The organism is Gordonia sp. UCD-TK1, assembly GCF_001691435.1.
In the GTDB taxonomy this organism is placed as follows: domain Bacteria; phylum Actinomycetota; class Actinomycetes; order Mycobacteriales; family Mycobacteriaceae; genus Gordonia; species Gordonia hongkongensis.
Window position 1 is genome coordinate 21987 of the sequence record NZ_LZMP01000011.1, and the last position, 18875, is coordinate 40861.

Below are 18875 nucleotides of genomic sequence, written 5' to 3' on the forward strand. Positions count from 1 at the left end.
TCAGCCCCTGCATGCCGGTTCCGGTTGCGACGGAGAGACTTCGACTGCGTTCCGGGCTGCGGATGCTGCCCGGCGGCGCACTGTCACCGCGAATGCTGCCGCGATCATCACCATCGCGAGAACGTAGCCGACGTAGCCGATGATGGTGTCGCGCAAACCGATGTGCGAGACGACGATCCCGGCGATCACGGCCGGGACGCTGAATGCGAGGTAGCTCGCCACGAACACCGACGAGAAGACCTGACCGCGCTTCGTGGGAGGTGTCGCGGCGGTGATGTTGTCCATCGCGGAGAGGAAGGTGGCGGCCCAGCCCGAGCCGGCCACGATCGAACCGACGATGTAGAAGGGCAGGGATTCGATGAGGACCCCGGTGAGTGAGATCACCACGCCGGCGGCGAGTGCGGGGAATCCGTACGCAGCCTTGATCGTCGACGAGCGATCGGTGATGAACAGGGACGTGACGGCCGCGCAGGCGAAGAAGACGAACAGGATCGCGCCCGCCGCGCCGTGGTTGCCCACACCGAACACACGGGAGACCACCGACGACCCGAGCGAGAGATACAGGCCGCCGAGGGACCAGGTGGCGACGAGCGCGGGAACTGACGCCAGGAACACCGTGCGGACCTCGCGAGGCACGCGCACCTGCGGCGCGAGCGTGCCGGCCAGGTGCCGTCGAGAATCGAAGCCGATTCGCTCGCGGGTCTCCGGGACGACGAGAAGGGCGATCAGCAGTGCGGCGAACAGGCCGAGGATGATCTCGTAGATCAGGACGCGGGGTGCGGGTGCGTACTCGACGAGCACCCCGGCCACGGCGACGCCGCTCGCCAGGCCGATCGCCGGGGCCGCGCCGACGATCGTCGATCCGGCACGGGCCGAGGGCTGCAGATCGACGGTCGTCGCGGTCAAGGTGCCCATCGCCGCGCCGGTGGCCAGGCCTTGCAGGGCGCGCGCGGCGAGCAGGGTGCCGACGTCCTCGGCTACGACGAACAGCACCATGCTCGCGATGAGCAGGACGAGCGCGGCGGCGAGGACAGGCCGCCGGCCGACATGATCGGACAGAGACCCGACCGTCAGGAGGCTCACCAGCATGGTCACCACGTACACCGCGAACACGAGCGTCAGTGTGAGCGCGGAGAATCCCCACAGTTCCTGATACACGGGGTACAGCGGCGACGGTGCCGCGGACGCGAACAGGACCATCATGTACGTCGCCGCGATCAGCCAGAACGCGCGATGTGGGTGCAGTGGCGCCACGAGGTCTCCTTAAAGCAAACAGGTTTGCATTCAGAAACTAGCCCGGACTGCGTTCCAAAAGCAATCAGCTTTGCAATAATGGCTTCCATGACGACGGCCCGCACCCCCGACAGTCCGAGTTCTGGTGCTCCCGCCTCGCCGACCCGTCGTCCAGGTGGTCGTAGCGCGCGCGTGCAATCGGCGGTCTACGCGGCAGTCGGTCAGCTCGTCGGCGCCGGTCGGCGCGAGACGATGACGATTCCCGAGGTCGCCGAACTCGCCGGGGTGAATCCGACCAGCATCTATCGACGCTGGGGAACGATCGACGCGCTTCTCGGGGAGGTCGCCGTTGCGGCGTTGACGCAGGGCGAACCCCTGCCGGACACCGGCACTCTCGCCGAGGACCTGTCCGAGTGGGCCCAGATCATCGCGGCCGACATCGCACGCCCGAAGCGCCGGGCCTACCTCCGGGCCATGGTCGCCGCGCGCGAGGACATCGTCGAGGTCTGCCCCTGCTGGGAGATCCGGCGCGAGCACGCCGAGCAGATGATCGCGCGGGCGCGGGACCGCGGCGAGGCCACACCGTCGGTCCGACAGGTGCTCGACCACGTGATCGCCCCGCTGTATCACCATGCGGTCTTCGGACTCGAGCTCGACGCCGACCACGCCGCCGGCCTGGTCGATGACGTCTTGTCGATGATCGGAGCTGCGCCGAGAAGGTAGGCCGAGACGATAAGGTCCCGGGAATGAAACACGTTCACGCGTTCACCGACGACGCACTCGGCGAGCACGACGCGGTCGGCGTCGCCCAGGCCATCGCATCCGGCGAGATCTCCGCCGCAGAGGCGGTCGAGGCCGCGATCGCGCGGATCGATGCCGTCAACCCGCACCTCAACGCCATCGCCTTCGACGATCGCGAGCGTGCGCGCAAACGCGCGGTCGACAACGACTTCCCGCTGGGATCGTTCATCGGGGTGCCGTCGATCATCAAGAACAACACCGACTTCGCGGGGCTGCCGACCTGTCACGGTTCGGCTGCGGTGCCCCAGCGCCCGGCACAGGCCAACGAGGCCTTCACCAATCAGTTCCTCGCGAGCGGCGTCAATGTGGTCGGCGCGTCGACGATGCCCGCCTTCGGGCTGACCTCGACGACGGAGTTCGTCGACCGCGAGCCGACCCGCAACCCGTGGGACACCGACTACTCGTCGGGCGGCTCGTCCGGTGGTTCCGCGGCGCTCGTAGCGGCCGGTGCACTGCCGATCGCCCACGCCAACGACGGTGGCGGGTCGATCCGCATCCCCGCCGCCATCTGTGGGTTGGTCGGACTGAAGCCGAGTCGCGGGCGCGTCGAGGCGTCGAAAGAGACCCGGGACGCGCCGATCGACCTCGTGTCGAACGGGATCGTCAGCCGTTCGGTGCGCGACACCGCCCGATTCCTCGCCGACACACAGGGTTTCCGGCCCGCGCCCGGGATGCCGCCGGTCGGGCTGGTCGAGGGGCCGGGGACCAAACGGCTCAAGATCGCGCTGATCACCGAGCCGCTGACCGGCTCGCTGCTCGACCGGGACACACAACGGTGTGTCACCGAGGCCGCCGAGCTGGTCGAGTCCCTCGGACATCGCACCGAGATGGTGCCGTTGCCGGTCGATCGCGACTACGTCCGGGACTTCATCGACTACTGGTCACTGCTGGCCCTGGCGCTGGACCGATTCGGAAAACGGGTGGTCGACAAGGGCTTCGACCGTTCCCAGGTGGACTCGTTCACCCGTGGGCTCTCGCGTAGCGCGCTCCGGCACTTCTACCGGCTGCCCGGGGCGGTCCGCGGGCTGCGGAGGTCCACGGCGGCGATCCGCGGACTGCATGACACCTTCGACGTGGTCCTCAACCCGACCGTCGTCCACGCGACCCCGGAGATCGGGTACCTCGATCCCGCACTCGACTTCGACGAGGCGATGGGCCGGCTGACCCGGTTCATCGCCTTCACCCCGGCCAACAACACCGCGGGCACCCCGGCTATCAGTCTGCCTCTCGGACAAACGGAGTCGGGCATGCCCGTGGGCATCCACTTCGCGGCCGACCTCGGCCAGGAACGCACCCTCCTCGAGTTGGCCTTCGAACTCGAGGCGGCTCGACCGTTTGCGCGGATTCAGGACGCCTGAGATACGTAATTCGTTCCCGCGGTGCCGTTTCCGTCGCGCTTATTGGATCCGATAAGCACGACGGAAACTGCGCCGCCGGAGTGTTGGTCGGCCTGGGGACGCGCGACTGACCGAGATGCCGAACTCCGATAGTCTGCCCGGCAGCACCGAATGAGTTCAGTCGACGGGGGGTGGGATGAACGGTCATGGGATGGCGCAAGAGTCCGAGACGATCAGCGCCGGCCATTCCGGCGTCACGGTGGGCGGAAGTTATCGAAGGTCGTCCGCCGCATCCCGCTTCGCCGGCTACGTGACTACTGTTTCCGCGGTTGCCGGAATCGTCCTCTCCGGGCTGGCGTTTGTTCAACGGGTTCCGTCGGGTCGGGTGTCTGATGGATTCTGGACCGGAACACAATGGGCCGCAACAACACTCGTGCTCGGAGTATCGCTCGGGTTGTCGCTCGTGATTGGTGTCGTACTCCTCGGCTTCGTCGGTCGCGGTCCGGCAATCGGGTCGGCCCTGGTCTCGGGGGTCTGCCTCGCCTATTCGGTCCGATCCGAGGCGGTCGATACCATCGCGGCGCTGACGGGAGGCCCGGGCGGACATGACGTGGTACGAACGGTCCTGGCGGCGTGGGCGTGCCTGCTCGTCGCCGCGGTCGCGGCGACGTTTCGACGAGATCGATTGTCTCTAAGAGAGGTCGGCGCAATCGCCGTTGTCGCTCTCGTCGTGACACTGGCGATCGGTCTCACGCCGTTCGAGCGCAGTGGAGCGACGGGGACCGACGCCATTCGGATTCCCGAAGTGCCGCCTTCGGTCACCGGGGAACCAGCCTACCGAGTGGATGATGTCGATCCCTGGTCGATCACCCCGGCCGGCCCGGGCTTCGCCGCAGTCGTCGATGACATCCTGGTCGCCTACGACGGCACGACGGGCCGACCACGGTGGAGCCTCACTCCCGATGGCGTCGGAGCGGCGAATTGCGCTGAGCGAGGGTTCGATCGCGTCACCAGTACCGGAACGGGAACCGATTCAGTGGTCGTGGTCGGTTGTGACTACGCCCGCGCAGGGCGGGTGGGGTATTTCACGACCGGGATCGATGCGATGACAGGACAGGTCCTCTGGACCAACGATTCGCCGTGGATTCTGATTTCCGACGTGCCACGCGCCGGACGCGTCGATCAGCCAGTGGCTGTGATCCGTGACGGCGAGATGGCAGTTCTCGAACCTCGGAGCGGAGAGGTCAGATGGCAGCGACGTGTGTCGCCGCCGACCGGACGTGATGAACCGAACCCGCATCCGCGCTCGGTCTTCGCTGCCGGTCATCATGTGGTCTATGTGGCTCCTGGCAGGGGTCATGTGAAGGTCGTTGTCTTCGACGCCCTGACCGGAGCGGATCGGACCCATCGCATCGCAATCACGGCGGCAGACGAGCGGTTCGACGTCAGCGTCGGCGAGACAGGCGACTCCGAGTTCGTGGCTCACCTGTGGGACCTCGATGACGTCCCCCGGGCATTGGTGGTCTCCATAGCGAACGGCGGCCACGAGCCGGTGGACAGATGGTGGTGGGGTTCAGATGCTCGAGGGCGCCGGATGACGGGGATCCATGTGAACGCGCAGCCGTCCTGGGGTATGTACTTCGACCAGCCCGGGGCGGTAGTCATCGGACATCTGGATTCTCGCTCGTCGACCCGCGTCACGATCCCGAAAGGTACCGACTGGCCACGCGATCCGATCCCGGAGTCGCAGAGCTGGGTTCTTCTGCACGACTCCGTGGTGACGGCCCAACTGAAGCGACCTCTCGAGAACCAGGGGCGGTACGACCTGACGACGATCCACCCGGACGGTTCGATCGCGTCCGTACCGTCGCCGTGCGGGCAGACGTTGGGTGGCGTCGTACCCGTTCCGGGAGCCGTGCTGGTTACATGCTTCGGCGATCCCGGTGATCTCAGCTCACCGGTGAGTGTGGCGGCACTTCGCCCGGATAGCTGAGCGTGCCCCCAAAAATCCACCCCTGTTCCGCACACCCACCGCCTTGCAAGGCAGTGGGTTCACGGAACAGGGGTGGGTTTGCGAATGACCTAGTGCTGCACGGCCTTCTCGGCGCCGATGCCGGTGAGGGAGCGAACCTCCATCTCGGCGTTGCGTTCCGGGGTGCCGTTGTCCGACGGGCTGGTCAGCGTGCCGACGATGCCGAGGACGAAGGCCAGCGGGATCGAGATGATGCCCGGGTTGGCCAGCGGGAACCAGGCGAAGTCGGCGCCGGAGATCATGGCGGTCGACGACCCGGAGACGGCGGGGGAGAAGACGATCAGGACGATCGTGGAGATCAGGCCGCCGTACATGCTCCACAGGGCGCCGCGGGTGTTGAACCGCTTCCAGTAGAGCGAGTAGACGATCGTCGGCAGGTTCGCGGCCGCGGCGATCGCGAAGGCCAGCGCCACCAGGAAGGCGATGTTCTGGCCGTTGGCGAGGATGCCGAGGACGATGCTGACGATGCCGAGGACCACGACGGTGTATCGCGAGACGCGGACCTGGTCGTCCTCACTTGCCTTGTTGCGCTTGATCACCGAGGCGTAGATGTCGTGGGCGAACGACGCCGACGCGGTGATGGCGAGGCCGGCGACCACGGCGAGGATCGTCGCGAAGGCGACCGCCGAGATGATGCCCAGCAGGACCACGCCACCGAGTTCGAACGCGAGCAACGGTGCGGCCGAGTTCTGTCCGCCGGCGGCGTCGAGGATCTTGTCCGGTCCGACCAGGGCGGCCGCTCCGTAACCGAGAACCAGGGTGAACAGGTAGAAGGCGCCGATGAGGGCGATGGCCCAGACCACCGACTTGCGAGCCTCTTTCGCGGTCGGCACGGTGTAGAACCGCATCAGCACGTGCGGGAGGCCCGCGGTGCCGAGGACGAGCGCGATGGCGAGCGAGATGAAGTTGATCTGGCTCGTCAGGGACCCGCCGTACTGGGCACCGGGAGCGAGAACGTCACGCGCGGCGACCTTTTCGCTGGTCGAGTCGGTCACCGCGTCCTGTGCCGCACCGAGGATCGACGACAGGTTCATGCCGAACTTGGCCAGCACGATGACGGTCATGATGCCGGCACCCGCGATGAGCAGGACGGCCTTGATGATCTGCACCCAGGTGGTGCCCTTCATGCCGCCGATGAGCACGTAGACGATCATCAGCGCACCGACGACGGCGATGACGATGGACTGGCCGAGGCGCCCCTCGATGTCGAGGAGCAACGCGACCAGGCCGCCGGCGCCGGCCATCTGGGCGAGCAGGTAGAACAGCGACACCGCGAGGGTGGAGATCGCCGCGGCCAGACGCACCGGACGTTGCTTGAGACGGAAGCTGAGGACGTCGGCCATCGTGAATTTGCCGGTGTTGCGCAGCAATTCCGCCACGAGCAGCAGCGCGACCAGCCACGCGACGAGGAAGCCGATGGAGTAGAGGAAGCCGTCGTAGCCGTAGACCGCGATGGCGCCCGCGATGCCGAGGAAGCTGGCCGCCGACAGGTAGTCGCCGGCGATGGCGACGCCGTTCTGCGGTCCGGAGAAGCCGCGACCGCCGGTGAAGAAGTCGGCGGCGGTGTTGTTGTTCTTGCTGGCCTTGATGACCACGAACATCGTGACCGCGACGAACGCGGCGAAGATGGCGATGTTGGCGGCCGGGCTGCCGACGGTCGCCGCGAGGACGGTCACGTCGGTGGTGGGTACGGCAGTGGTGTTCACAGTGCGGGCCCGCCTTCCATCTCGTTGCGGATCGCCTCGGCCTTCGGGTCGAGATTGCGATTGGCGAAGCGTACGTACATGCCGGTGATGACGAAGGTGCTGACGAACTGCAACAGACCGAGGATCAGGCCGAGGTTGATGTTGCCCCAGACCTGGGTCGCCATGAAGTCATGCGCGAAGGCGCCGAGCAGCACGTAGAGGGCGTACCAGATCAGGAAGAACGCGGTCAGCGGGAAGACGAACTTCCGCAGCGTCCGCCGCAGCTCCTGGAACTCCGGACTGGCCTGCATCTCGATGAACTCTTCGCCGGTCGGCGCGTGTGGCGCCGGTGGTGGTTGGTCGACGGTCGACACGTTTCCTCCCAGGGTGACGTGGCCACATGTGTGATGGCTCTACGGAAGTCAGCCTGAATGAGGTGCAGATCACAGACAATCGGGTGGCCTGGGTCACACGCCGAAACCCGCGGTCCGTGCGCCGGACGGTCGGTGAGATCCGACGAGCGGCGAACGGTCACCTGTCCGAACGGTCAGGTCGCCCGCTCGTCCGGGGCCCGTCCCGGGGTGCGATCGAGCCCCATCCCGACGCGTTCCGGGACGTGCATCCGGGCAAAGGTCCGTGCGAGGTCGACGGGTACCCGTCCCCGGGTTGCCTTGCTGACCAGCACCATCGTGCCGAACGCGAGTGGGACCGTCACAGCGGCCGGGTAGCCGATCACGACCGCAAGCCACCCGCCCAGCACGTCGTCGTCGACGACCCCGGCGATCGCCAGCATCGTCGCCGACCCCGACGACGCGCCGCCGACGACGAGTCCGGCGATCGCGCCGACGGCCGTGAGTCCGCGCCACCAGATCCCGAGGACCAGCAGCGGGCACAGCGTCGACGCGGCGACGGCGAACACCAACCCGACGGTCCGGGACAGTTCCAGGGAGGCGGCGGCCAGCGACAAGCCGATCGGGATCAGTCCGCCGATGACCGCGGCCACCCGGAAGTCGCGCACCCGGCCGCGCAGCAGGTCGGTGGCGAGCGCCCCGGCGACCGACACCAGCAGTCCCGACGACGTGGCGAGGAAGGCGGCGATCGCCCCGGCGGCGACGAGCGCGGCCAGGATCTGACCGGCGATCCCGCCGACCGCCGCGCTCGGCAGCAACAGGACCGCGGCGTCGGCGGTGCCGGTGATCAGCAGTTCGGGGACATAGAGCCGTGCGAACACCCCCAGCAGGATGGGGAACAGGTAGAACAACGAGAGCAGTGCGATGACCGCCAGCGCGGTTCGCCGCGCCGATCGCCCGTCGGGGTTGGTGTAGAAGCGCACCAGCACGTGGGGCAGACCCATGACGCCGAGGAACATCGCGATGATGAGCGACAGCACCTGGTACAGCGGGTGACTGCCGCCGAAGCCCCCACCGGGAGCGATCCAGTCCGCGTTCTGTGCCGGCGCGCCCGCGACGACCGGGGTGGCCGCACCGGCGTCGAGGAAGATCGTCGAGCCCGCGGAGATGACGTGGGGTCCGGTGCTGTTCACCGGCGCGTCGTCGACGACGACCCCGTCCAGCGTCCCGGTGACCCGTACGCCGGTGGTCTCGGCGACGGTGACCGAGACGTCGGTGGTCACGTCGACGGTCGTCGCGGTGGTGATCCGCGGCGGCGCCGGTTCGCCGACGGGAGTGGGGTCTTGGGCGAAGACGCCGATCAGGACGAGCGCGGGAACCGCGATCGCGGTCAGCTTGAGCCAGTACTGGAAGGCCTGCACGAAGGTGATCGATCGCATGCCGCCGCCCACCACGTTCACGATCACGATCAGTCCGACGCCGACCACGCCGGCCCACACCGGTGCGCCGAGAAGGATGTTGAGGGTGAGTCCCGCGCCCTGGAACTGCGGGATGAGGTACAGCACGCAGACGACGACCACGACGAGCATCGCGGTCTTCCGTGCCGCCGGCGAGGCGAGGCGGAACTCGGCGAAGTCGGGCACCGTGTAGGCCCCGGAACGACGCAGGGGCGCGGCGACGAACAGCAACAGGCCCAGGTAGCCGGCGGTGAACCCGACGGGGTACCAGAGTGCGTCCGCACCGTACTTCGCAATGAGGCCCGCTACGCCGAGAAACGATGCTGCCGACAGGTATTCACCGGAGACCGCGGCGGCGTTCCAGCGTGAGCCGACGCTCCGCGACGCCACCAGGAAGTCCGACGTGGTCCGTGAGAAACGCCCGCCCCACGCGCCGACCGCGATCGTGGCGATGGCAGCGGCGAACAGGCCGATCGCGGTGAGGGCGTGGACGTCGGTCGTCACGGCGGGCCCGGTTCGGGTGCGTCGGACAGATCGTCATCCACGAGGCCCATGAAGTCGCGTTCGGCCTGCTCGGCGAGGTGGACGTAGAGCCGTCCGGTCAGATACAGGAGTGGGAAGGCGAGTACTCCCAGCATCAGCCAGATGAGTCGAATCCCGAAGACGCCGGCGTCGGCGATCCCCGGAAACGCCCAGGCGGCAACGGGTATGGCGGCAGCAACGGCGAGCAGGGCGCCCCCGAGCCGCAGGCCGAGACCGAGTTGGGCGCGCATGAGGCCGCGGACGAGCGCGTCGCCGACCTCGGTCTGTTCCTGGACCTCGACGCGGGTACGGACCATTCGCGCCCCGCGGCGGGAGGCGAGCACCACCCGTTCGCGCTGGGGCGGGTGCTCAGCCATCGTCCCGTGCGGTGGGGGAACGGTACTGGCGCAGCGGGTCCCGGATGAGGCGGTCCTTGAGTTCGCGGACCTGTCGGCGGCTCACGGGCAGCTCGACGGCCTCGGACGCGCCGTTCGCGCGGACACACACCACCGTGCCGCCGCCGACCGTCCGCAATCCGGTGACCATCGGCAGCGCGACGAGGTAGGACCTGTGTACCCGGGCGAATCCGGTCTCCTGCCAGCGGGATTCGAGCGTCGACAACGGGATGCGGACGAGGTGTGCGCCCGAGTCGGCGTGCAGTCGGGCGTAGTCGCCGACGGCCTCGACCCAGGAGATCGAATCGCGCCGGACGAGCGAGGTCACGCCGCTCATCTCCACCGGGATGACCTCGTCCGATGCGGCGCGACGCTCCGGGCGAACGGTCGGTTGCGCGGGCTCGGGTGCACGCTCCCGACTGTCGAGGCTCGCGCGGACCCGGTCGACCGCCTGGGTGAGACGTTGTTCGCGTAGGGGTTTGAGCAGATAGTCGACCGCTCCGACCTCGAAGGCGTCGACGGCCCGGTCGTCGTGGGCCGTGACGAACACGATCGCCGGGGGCGAGGCGTATTTCGCGAGGACGCCGGCGAGTTCGAGTCCCGACAGGCCGGGCATGTTGATGTCGAGGAAGATCGCGTCGATGCGGTGCTCGTTGAGTTCGCGGAGGGCGCCGGTGGCGTCGGACGCGGAGCGGACCTCGGCGACGTCGTCCTGCCGGTTCAACAGGTAGCCGAGCTCGTCGAGAGCTGGTGGTTCGTCGTCGACCGCGAGTACGACCAGTGCGGTCATGGAACACCTCCCGCCTCGGCGACAGCCCGCAGTTTACCGCCCTGGAGTTCGGGCACTGCCGGAACTCCGGCGTTGCGTTTCACGCCCGGATGCCCGCGCGGAACTTCGGGACACGCATCCCCACCTTGGTGCCGGCGCCGACCGCCGTCTCGACGACGAGGCCGTAGTCGTTGCCGAACGCGGCGCGGAGCCGGTGGTCGACGTTGGTCAGGCCCACGTGGGCACCCTCGCTGTGGTCGAGGGCGTCGATAGCGCCGCTGCGCAGGAGCTCCGGTTCCATGCCCACGCCGTCGTCCTCGACCGTGATGACACAGTCGGTGCCCTCGTCGGCCGCGACGATGGTGATCGTGCCGCCGCCCTTCGACGCGAGACCGTGCCGGACGGCGTTCTCGACGAGCGGCTGCAAGGCGAGGAACGGCACGACGACGTTCAGGACCTCCGGTGCGACATGCAGTTTGACGTCCAGGGCATTGCCGAAGCGGGCTCGTTCGAGGGTGAGGTAGCGGTCGATGTTCCGCAGCTCGTCGGCAAGCACGGTGTATTCGCCGGCGGCCCGGAAGGAGTATCGGGTGAAGTCGGCGAAGTCGAGGACGAGATCGCGCGCCCGGTCGGGGTCGGTCCGCACGAACGAGGCGATGGTGTTGAGCGCGTTGTAGATGAAGTGCGGACTGATCTGCGCGCGCAGGGCGAGGACCTCGGCGCGGTTGAGCCGTGCGCGGGATGCGTCGAGGTCGGCGAGTTCGATCTGGCTCGACGCGTACCGCGCGACTTCGGCGATGGCGCCGAGCATCCCGGGTCCGGGTCGTCGCGTGGTGGCGACCACGAGGACCCCGACCCCGACATCGTCGGCGAGGAGCGGCTGGGCCACCAGCGCGCGCACGGGCGACTCGGCGCCGCTGGGGTCGGTGAGCAGCACGCGTCGGAGGTCACCCAGCGCGGACGACGCCGCACGGTCGGCGTGACCGAGCATCTCGTCGTCCCAGATGGCCTCACCGTCCGGCTCGTGGGCGAGGCGGCTCGGTTCGCCGTCGTACAGTGCGACCGCTTCGGCGCCGGTCAGGGAGTGCAGGTGCGGCAGTGCTTCGCGAGCCGACTCCGCCGACAGTCCGGTGCGCAGTGAGCGGGCGGCGAGCGACGCGGTGTGCAGGGCCAGATGAACCGCCCGCTCGGCAGGGGTGGCCACTCGTCGCCGGGTGCGCACCAGGACGGTGAGTGCCCAGACGACGGTGACGACCAGTATCCCGAACACCACGGCCAGCTCAGCAGACATCGCACCTCCCGCGGCCCATCCTCCCGCATCGGTGGACGCGAACGCCACGCGATCGGTCGACGCCCGGGTCGGGACGGAGGCGTACAACTCCCGGGCGGTTCGATCAGTCGGCGGTTCGCAGGCCGCGCGTGGCCCGGCACAGTGCCGTGATCTGCTCCCACTCCCCGGCGACGGCGACGGCGACCGCCGCCGACCGCACGAGCGCCAGCGGGAAGATGTTGATCGCATTGTCGCCGGACACCGCGGCCGCACTCTGACCTGCCTCCGGCGATCTGCCGACGTCAGTAGGTCGCCCACTCGCCCTGTGCGTACCGGAGAATCCGCGGGTCCATGAGGGTCGACGGCGGCAGATCCAGTCGCTGCCGATCCAGTGGGAAAACCGTTGCTGCTGCCAACTGTTCGGGACTGAGGAACCGGAGGGGTCCGGGCGCCGCCACGGTCGGGGTCACCCTGCCCTCGGCGCCGGCCAGGTGGAATCCCCAGTCGCCGAAGGCCGGCACGTCGACGTGGTACGGGGTCGGGTCCAGTCCGGCCGCGCGCATGGTCGAGGCCACGCACCAGAACGACTTCGGCGCGAAGTACGGGGACCCGGCCTGGACCACGGTGCGGCCCGCCTCGGCGAGATGCGCCCGGACCATCGCGTAGAACTCGGTGGAGTACAGCTTCGCGGTGGCCGAGTCGTCGGGGTCGGGCATGTCGACGATGATGACGTCGAACCGGCGGTCGGTGCCGCGCAGCCAGGAGAAGGCGTCGGCGGCGATCACCTCGGCTCGGGGGTCGGTCATCGATCCCCGGTTCAACGTGGTGAGACGCTCGTCGGTCCGGGCGAGTCGGATCATTTCCGGGTCGAGTTCGACGAGCGTGACGTCGCGGGCGTCGGGGTAGGTGAGCACCTCGCGGAGCGCGAGTCCGTCACCGCCGCCGAGGATCAGCACGGAGTCGTGGTTCCCGGACATCGCCGGATGCACCAGCGTCTCGTGGTAGCGATGTTCGTCGACCGAGGAGAACTGCAGGTCGCCGTTCAGGTACAGGCGGGTGTCGGCCGTTGCGCCGAAACGGTTCTCGGTGATGACGATGTCCTGGTACGCACTACGTTCGGCGGCGACGATGCGATCGCGGTACAGCGCTTGGCGCGCGGTGATCTCGAAGCGGCCGGACAGCATCAGGCCGGCGATCAGGACGGCGACGACGGCGACGGCCGACGCGGAGAGGACACCCATCTGGGTGCGCGACATCGACTTGCGGAAGATGACGAAGACGAGGAAGCAGCCGGCCGCGGCGTTGACCAGCCCGACCACCAGAGCACCCCGCAACTGGCCGAAGAACGGCAGCAACAGGAACGGGAAGCACAGGCCGCCGATGAGGGCGCCGATGTAGTCGACCGCGAACATGTCGGCGACCGCCGAACCTGCCTCCTGGCGTCGAATCCGTTGCAGCAGAACCATCAGCAGCGGGATCTCGGCACCGATCAGGATGCCGAGCACGAAGGCCACCAGGACGAGGGCGGGCGTGTACAACTCCAGGTAGGCGAACGCCGCGTAGAGCGCCATCACCGACAGTCCGCCGATGAGGGCGAGCAGCAGTTCGATGACCGCGAAGGCCGTGACCGATTGTGGCTGGAGCGGTTTCGCGGCGAGTGACCCGATGCCCATCGCGAAGACCATGACCGCGAGGACGATCGACGCCTGCGTCGCGGTGTTGCCGATCAGGAACGAGCCGAGCGAGACCAGCGCGAGCTCGTACACCAACCCGCAGGCGGCGCAGACGAAGACGACGGCCAGCAGTCCGGCGCGGGCGAATCGCGGTCGCATCGCCAGCGCGTCCGGAACGGGTTCGGTCGTCACCGGTTCGGCGTCGGCGGCAGCGGAGTCGTGACCGGTCACGGACAAACGGGGGAGTGCGGGAACCCGGTCACAGGATGGAGGCGGCCACGATGATCGACACCCCGATGTGTGCGACGCCCTGCACCCACACCGCCGGGTGGCTCTCCGGGTGGACCAGCAACTCGCCGAGATTGCCGGGGGTCAGCAGGTCGATGACGAGGAAGGTCACCGCCATCACGACCAGGCCGATCGCCGAGTACACCGCGGTGTAGGTGAGCCCCTCGAGCAGTCGTCCCTCGCTCGCGACGATGGCGGCGGTGACGATCACGGCGACGGCGAGCATGTTGGAACCCACCAGGATGCCGGCGTTGCGGTTGCGGTCCGTCCACAGCTGCGAACGGAGCTTGCCGGGCGTGAGCAGGTCGAGGATGCCGAACGAGATGATCATCAGGATCACGCCGACACCGGCGTAAGCGCCTGCAGCGTAGGCGTTCTCAGCGATATCAGCGAGCATGGTCTTCTCCGTTGGTTGGTCGGACGAATTCGGTGGCACGTGCCGGGCGTACGACGATCATTTGCCACCACCGCCGCTCCCGCCGCCGCGGTTTCCGCTGCCGCTACCCGCGTAGCGGGGGGTCGGGACCCAGAACGCGCCGACGTAGGGGTGGTAGTGGTGATACCCCGACCGGTAGTCCCGGCTGAGCATCACCCGGGTGGCGCCGGCCGCCAGCGGGAACAGGCCGACGAGGTAGTCGGGGTATTGGAGGAACTGCGTGCCGGCGATGTTGCCCGTGCCGGTGGCGCCGCTCCGCTGGTCGCTGGGACGTTCGGCGTCGCGGATCTCGGCCGCGACCTGCTCCGGTGTCCCGTCGGCGACATAGGCGTCGACGTCGCCCTCGTCGAGGGAGGTGTCGCGCTCGTAGTTCTGCGTGATGTAGTCGCGCGCCGACCCGCCGATGCCGCCGCCACGGGCAACTCGCGCGGTGCATGCACCGATCAGCGCGAAGATGGTGAGCACGACGATCACGCCGATGATGATGTTGCGGGTCTTGTTCAGACGGCGGCGTGGGTCCGGTGGGCCGCCGGGCGGTGGTTGCCCGGTCATGGGCGGGCCACCGGACCGCGGTCGATCCTGCTGGAGGTGATCACGACCTCGGCGGCCTTGGGATAGGTGTGCCAGGTGTGCCAGCTGATGGAGTCATCGGTGGACTCCGACACGATCGCGGTGACGGCGTGCGGCTCCCCCGGGAACCGTCCCATCACGCACGGGTGTCCGGTGGCCAGCTGTTCGGTGACGCGGGCGCTCAGCTGTTCGACGAGGGCGGCGAGCTGGTCGGGATTGACCTGTTCCACACGGGAACTGAAGTAGTAACCGCTCTCCTGGAAACTCTCCGGCAGTGCCGAGGTCACCTCCGGCAGGCAGGCGACGGTCTCGCAGATCCGCTGCACCCCGTCTTCGACGAGTACCTGATGGCTCGCGCCGAGCAGCCGCACCGACACCGTGATGCCGTCGATCTCGCGATCCTCTTGTGCCAGGGGCTCCTGCAGGGGTGCGCTCAGCGAGAAGCCGAGCTGGCTCGCGCTGGTGTCGGCGTAGGCCACCGCGAGTTGTGCGGCGGGGTCGCCGGGGTGTCCGGTGTTCTCGGTCATGCGGTGTGGGGTCTCCGTGCTCAGGGCGTCGTGTGGATGGGCGGGCGTCGGGGCCGCCGTCAGGGTGTTTCCGGAGCCGGGTTGGTGGGGTAGATGCGGTAGTCCGCGCGGGACAACAGTTCGCCGCGGGCGCATTCCCAGCCGCTGCCGTAGTCCTCGAAGGACAGTCGGTCGTCGCCGGCCTGGTAGTCGTGATAGGCCATCCGGCCCGAGGTCGCGACGCCGGTGGTCCCCGCGGAGGTGAAACGCGCCGAGCCCGCCTCCTCCGACTGGTATCGACGCCCCTCGAGCTCCACGGTGTCGGGGCCGGGGGTGACGGCGGCACCGGGTACCTCGTGCCACAGCACGACCTCGAGGTCGGGATCGTCCTCGACCGAGATCCAGGCCTTGGACCCGACACCGGTGTCGAGGAAGTTCTCGGTCCAGGTGTAGCCGTCCTGCGTCAGGCGCAGGGTGCCCCGGACCGCGTAGGTCTGACCGCGCAGTTCGACGAGGTCGCCGGGTTTGAGATCGCGGGGGTCGCCGTAGACGGAGTCGTCGTCGGCCGACGAGAAGGGATCGCCGGGGCGATAGGTCCGCTCACGCAGGGCGTCCTGCTCGGCCTGCCGGGCCCGCCGATTGCCCAGGAAGTTGAAGATGACGACCACCGCGACGATCGCCAGCAGCGCCACGATGATGATCAGCAGGAATTCCACGGTTCAGACCCTAGTCGACCGGCGGCTTGCGGGACGTCGGTCGTCGAGGGTGCGAATGACCGTGACCGCCTCACCGCCCTCCGGCGTCGACGGCGCGCAGCTCCGCGATCACCGGGGCGAACACCTCGAGCGCGGGTTCGAGCACGGTGAGATAGCTGACCCCGGTCCGCTCCCGGAGGTCGACGAGTCGGGCGGCGATGTCGGAGACCGATCCGATGAGCACCGACGGCAGGCCCAGGAACTCCTGAGCGCTCATCGACAGTTCGTGCTTCGCGATGAGCTCGTCGGCCACCGCCGTAGGATAATTGGTCACGGTGACGATCTGTAGCAGGAGATTCCACTCCACCTCGAGGGCGCGGTCCCCGGCGGCGGCGCGTGCGAAGGCCACCCGTTCGTCGAAATCGCCGGCGGACAGCGGTTCCAGATCGCCGTCGGGTCCCGTTCGGGCCGCGGTGAAGCCGACGATGTCGGCGTGTCCGGCGGCCATCGTCAGCACGCGGTCGCCGTTGCCGGCGAGCAGGAGCGGAATCCTCGGCTGCACGGGTCGGGGCTGATGATCCTCGTCGGCGAGCAGCTCAGTCACGCGGGCGGCGGTCGCCGACAGGTGATCGACGCGCCGGCCCGCGGACCGGAATTCGATCCCGGCTGCGTCGAACTCCTCCCGGGCGTAGCCGGTGCCCAGTCCGAGTTCCACGCGGCCGTCGGACAACCGGTCGACGGTGGCGGCGTCGCGCGCGAGCAGCGCGGGGTTGGTGAACGCGGCGTTGAGGACGAACGGGCCGACGCGCAGGCGTTGCGTCGCGGTGGCCGCGACGGCCAGTGCCGGCCACGGGCTCGGGATGCCCAGGTGGTCGGGGACGAGCAGGACGTCGTAGCCGAGTTCCTCGACCGATCGGGCACGCGTCTGCCACGACGACGCGGTGTCGGCCGCGAGCATGTTGACCCCGAACCTGAACTCCCTGGAGGCGAGTGACATGTCCTCAACGTAGTCAGCGTCGCGGCGGCCGACCACGCCGCCGACGGGGACACCTGAACCAGCCTTGCACTCGCACTGGTCGAGTGCTAAAAACGAGGTTGGCACTCGCGAGCTGTGAGTGCCAGGTCGGGACGGTGAGGCCGGTACCGAATGACACACCGGTCGTCCGTCGCGGGCACCGAGTTCCGGCCATACGAACCTAGTGTCACCCCCTTCGGAGGATCACTTACCCATGGCCAAGCAAATTGCGTTCGACGAAGAGGCCCGTCGCGGCCTCGAGCGGGGCCTCAACAGCCTTGCCGACGCCGTCAAGGTGACGTTGGGACCCAAGGGTCGCAACGTCGTCCTGGAGAAGAAGTGGGGCGCCCCCACGATCACCAACGATGGTGTGTCCATCGCCAAGGAGATCGAGCTGGAGGACCCGTACGAGAAGATCGGCGCCGAGCTGGTCAAGGAAGTCGCCAAGAAGACCGACGATGTCGCGGGCGACGGCACCACCACCGCCACCGTTCTCGCCCAGGCTCTCGTCCGTGAGGGTCTGCGCAACGTCGCCGCCGGCGCCAACCCGCTGGGTCTGAAGCGCGGCATCGAGAAGGCCGTCGAGGCCGTCACCGAGTCGCTGCTGAAGAGCGCCAAGGAGGTCGAGACCAAGGAGCAGATCGCTGCCACCGCCGGTATCTCGGCCGGCGACGCCTCGATCGGTGAGCTCATCGCCGAGGCGATGGACAAGGTCGGCAAGGAAGGCGTCATCACGGTCGAGGAGTCCAACACCTTCGGCCTGCAGCTCGAGCTCACCGAGGGCATGCGCTTCGACAAGGGCTACATCTCGGGTTACTTCGTCACCGACGCCGACCGCCAGGAAGCCGTCCTCGACGACCCGTACATCCTGCTGGTCTCAGGCAAGGTCTCGACCATCAAGGACCTGCTGCCGCTGCTGGAGAAGGTCATCCAGGCCGGCAAGCCGCTGCTGATCATCGCCGAGGACGTCGAGGGCGAAGCTCTCTCGACCCTTGTCGTCAACAAGCTCAAGGGCACCTTCAAGTCCGTCGCCGTCAAGGCCCCGGGCTTCGGTGACCGCCGCAAGGCCATGCTGGCCGACATCGCCATCCTCACCGGTGGCGAGGTCATCAGCGAAGAGGTCGGCCTCTCGCTCGAGGGCGCGGGCATCGAGCTGCTCGGTACCGCTCGCAAGGTCGTCGTGACCAAGGACGAGACCACCATCGTCGAGGGCTCGGGCGATCCCGACGCCATCGCCGGTCGTGTCGCCCAGATCCGCGGCGAGATCGAGAACAGCGACTCCGACTACGACCGTGAGAAGCTGCAGGAGCGTCTGGCCAAGCTGGCCGGCGGTGTTGCGGTCATCAAGGCGGGCGCGGCCACCGAGGTCGAGCTCAAGGAGCGCAAGCACCGCATCGAGGACGCCGTCCGCAACGCGAAGGCTGCCGTCGAAGAGGGCATCGTCGCCGGCGGTGGCGTGGCCCTGCTGCAGTCGGAGCCGGCCATCGACGCACTCTCGCTCGAGGGTGACGAGGCCACCGGCGCCAACATCGTCAAGGTCGCCCTGTCGGCTCCGGCCAAGCAGATCGCGATCAACGCCGGCCTCGAGCCGGGCGTCGTCGCCGACAAGGTCCTCAACTCGCCCACCGGCACCGGCCTCAACGCCGCCACCGGTGTGTACGAGGACCTGCTCAAGGCCGGCATCAACGACCCGGTGAAGGTCACCCGCTCGGCGCTGCAGAACGCAGCCTCGATCGCGGCTCTGTTCCTCACCACCGAGGCCGTCGTCGCCGACAAGCCCGAGAAGAACGCCGCACCGGCCATGCCGGGTGGCGACGAGATGGGCGGGATGGGCTTCTGAT

18 protein-coding genes and 1 pseudogene are annotated in these 18875 nt (G+C 68.3%); 5 read left to right on the forward strand and 14 right to left on the reverse strand.

The window, feature by feature from the left end:
• The gene (locus tag A9310_RS07980; RefSeq protein ID WP_065630118.1) at positions 1–1254 is read right to left on the reverse strand and encodes an MFS transporter; all 1254 of its coding nucleotides are present in this window, start codon (positions 1252–1254) and stop codon (positions 1–3) included.
• Positions 1255–1341: 87 nt separating this feature from the next.
• Here A9310_RS07980 and A9310_RS07985 point away from each other — a divergent pair, with 87 nt between their 5' ends.
• The 4 genes and pseudogenes from A9310_RS07985 to A9310_RS26260 all read left to right on the forward strand — a co-directional run bounded on the left by A9310_RS07985 (position 1342) and on the right by A9310_RS26260 (position 5364).
• On the forward strand, positions 1342–1956 hold the full coding sequence (locus tag A9310_RS07985; RefSeq protein WP_083207296.1) for a TetR/AcrR family transcriptional regulator: 615 nt from the start codon (positions 1342–1344) through the stop codon (positions 1954–1956).
• Positions 1957–1979: 23 nt separating this feature from the next.
• Entirely contained in the window at positions 1980–3392 is a 1413-nt protein-coding gene (locus A9310_RS07990; RefSeq protein WP_065630120.1) for an amidase, read from the forward strand.
• Positions 3393–3582: 190 nt separating this feature from the next.
• A pseudogene (locus tag A9310_RS26565) lies at positions 3583–4722 on the forward strand (PQQ-binding-like beta-propeller repeat protein); the annotation flags it as partial.
• A 243-nt stretch (positions 4723–4965) separates the two neighbouring features.
• Complete coding sequence (locus A9310_RS26260) at positions 4966–5364, forward strand: hypothetical protein (protein WP_254661201.1); 399 nt, start codon at positions 4966–4968, stop codon at positions 5362–5364.
• Positions 5365–5453: 89 nt separating this feature from the next.
• Here the strand turns inward: A9310_RS26260 and A9310_RS08000 are convergent, their stop codons facing one another.
• From A9310_RS08000 to A9310_RS08055, 13 genes are all read right to left on the reverse strand, one after another.
• Positions 5454–7079: a cation acetate symporter gene (locus A9310_RS08000; protein WP_065630162.1), complete on the reverse strand. Its 1626-nt coding sequence runs from the start codon at positions 7077–7079 to the stop codon at positions 5454–5456.
• Positions 7080–7105: 26 nt separating this feature from the next.
• Positions 7106–7462, reverse strand: a complete 357-nt coding sequence (locus A9310_RS08005; RefSeq protein WP_058251329.1) for a DUF485 domain-containing protein — start codon at positions 7460–7462, stop codon at positions 7106–7108.
• A gap of 173 nt (positions 7463–7635) precedes the next feature.
• Positions 7636–9399, reverse strand: a complete 1764-nt coding sequence (locus tag A9310_RS08010; protein WP_065630122.1) for a cation acetate symporter — start codon at positions 9397–9399, stop codon at positions 7636–7638.
• On the reverse strand, positions 9396–9794 hold the full coding sequence (locus A9310_RS08015) for a hypothetical protein (protein ID WP_065630123.1): 399 nt from the start codon (positions 9792–9794) through the stop codon (positions 9396–9398). The genes A9310_RS08010 and A9310_RS08015 overlap by 4 nt, the downstream gene beginning before the upstream one ends.
• The gene (locus A9310_RS08020) at positions 9787–10602 is read right to left on the reverse strand and encodes a LytTR family DNA-binding domain-containing protein (RefSeq protein ID WP_065630124.1); all 816 of its coding nucleotides are present in this window, start codon (positions 10600–10602) and stop codon (positions 9787–9789) included. The genes A9310_RS08015 and A9310_RS08020 overlap by 8 nt, the downstream gene beginning before the upstream one ends.
• Before the next feature lie 79 nt (positions 10603–10681).
• Positions 10682–11872: a sensor histidine kinase gene (locus A9310_RS08025; protein ID WP_065630163.1), complete on the reverse strand. Its 1191-nt coding sequence runs from the start codon at positions 11870–11872 to the stop codon at positions 10682–10684.
• Between the two features lie 103 nt (positions 11873–11975).
• On the reverse strand, positions 11976–12113 hold the full coding sequence (locus tag A9310_RS25840) for a hypothetical protein (RefSeq protein WP_165630638.1): 138 nt from the start codon (positions 12111–12113) through the stop codon (positions 11976–11978).
• Positions 12114–12153: 40 nt separating this feature from the next.
• Positions 12154–13683, reverse strand: a complete 1530-nt coding sequence (locus A9310_RS08030; RefSeq protein WP_065630164.1) for a polyamine aminopropyltransferase — start codon at positions 13681–13683, stop codon at positions 12154–12156.
• A 100-nt stretch (positions 13684–13783) separates the two neighbouring features.
• Positions 13784–14209 carry a DUF350 domain-containing protein gene (locus tag A9310_RS08035; protein WP_058251322.1) on the reverse strand — a complete coding sequence of 142 codons (426 nt, stop codon included), beginning with the start codon at positions 14207–14209 and terminating at the stop codon, positions 13784–13786.
• 57 nt (positions 14210–14266) lie between these two features.
• On the reverse strand, positions 14267–14800 hold the full coding sequence (locus A9310_RS08040) for a DUF4247 domain-containing protein (RefSeq protein ID WP_065630125.1): 534 nt from the start codon (positions 14798–14800) through the stop codon (positions 14267–14269).
• Complete coding sequence (locus tag A9310_RS08045; protein WP_065630126.1) at positions 14797–15345, reverse strand: DUF2617 family protein; 549 nt, start codon at positions 15343–15345, stop codon at positions 14797–14799. The genes A9310_RS08040 and A9310_RS08045 overlap by 4 nt, the downstream gene beginning before the upstream one ends.
• Before the next feature lie 59 nt (positions 15346–15404).
• Positions 15405–16040, reverse strand: coding sequence for a DUF4178 domain-containing protein (locus A9310_RS08050; RefSeq protein WP_065630127.1), 636 nt, complete (start codon positions 16038–16040; stop codon positions 15405–15407).
• 70 nt (positions 16041–16110) lie between these two features.
• A complete protein-coding gene (locus A9310_RS08055) occupies positions 16111–17016 on the reverse strand; it encodes a TIGR03621 family F420-dependent LLM class oxidoreductase (protein WP_065630165.1) in 906 nt (301 codons plus the stop codon).
• A 232-nt stretch (positions 17017–17248) separates the two neighbouring features.
• On the opposite strand from A9310_RS08055, the gene groL reads away from it, so the two are divergent.
• A complete protein-coding gene (gene groL / locus A9310_RS08060; RefSeq protein ID WP_065630128.1) occupies positions 17249–18874 on the forward strand; it encodes a chaperonin GroEL in 1626 nt (541 codons plus the stop codon).
• Position 18875 lies beyond the last annotated feature (1 nt).

Bases quoted from the DNA above. Each gene is read 5' to 3' on its own strand.
- A9310_RS08035 (WP_058251322.1), bottom strand. From the start codon at position 14,209: ATGCTCGCTGATATCGCTGAGAACGCCTACGCTGCAGGCGCTTACGCC.
- A9310_RS26260 (WP_254661201.1), top strand. From the start codon at position 4,966: ATGACGGGGATCCATGTGAACGCGCAGCCGTCCTGGGGTATGTACTTC.
- A9310_RS08020 (WP_065630124.1), bottom strand. From the start codon at position 10,602: ATGACCGCACTGGTCGTACTCGCGGTCGACGACGAACCACCAGCTCTC.
- A9310_RS08045 (WP_065630126.1), bottom strand. From the start codon at position 15,345: ATGACCGAGAACACCGGACACCCCGGCGACCCCGCCGCACAACTCGCG.
- A9310_RS08040 (WP_065630125.1), bottom strand. From the start codon at position 14,800: ATGACCGGGCAACCACCGCCCGGCGGCCCACCGGACCCACGCCGCCGT.
- A9310_RS08030 (WP_065630164.1), bottom strand. From the start codon at position 13,683: ATGCGACCGCGATTCGCCCGCGCCGGACTGCTGGCCGTCGTCTTCGTC.
- A9310_RS08025 (WP_065630163.1), bottom strand. From the start codon at position 11,872: ATGTCTGCTGAGCTGGCCGTGGTGTTCGGGATACTGGTCGTCACCGTC.
- A9310_RS08055 (WP_065630165.1), bottom strand. From the start codon at position 17,016: ATGTCACTCGCCTCCAGGGAGTTCAGGTTCGGGGTCAACATGCTCGCG.
- A9310_RS07985 (WP_083207296.1), top strand. From the start codon at position 1,342: ATGACGACGGCCCGCACCCCCGACAGTCCGAGTTCTGGTGCTCCCGCC.
- A9310_RS08015 (WP_065630123.1), bottom strand. From the start codon at position 9,794: ATGGCTGAGCACCCGCCCCAGCGCGAACGGGTGGTGCTCGCCTCCCGC.
- groL (WP_065630128.1), top strand. From the start codon at position 17,249: ATGGCCAAGCAAATTGCGTTCGACGAAGAGGCCCGTCGCGGCCTCGAG.
- A9310_RS07990 (WP_065630120.1), top strand. From the start codon at position 1,980: ATGAAACACGTTCACGCGTTCACCGACGACGCACTCGGCGAGCACGAC.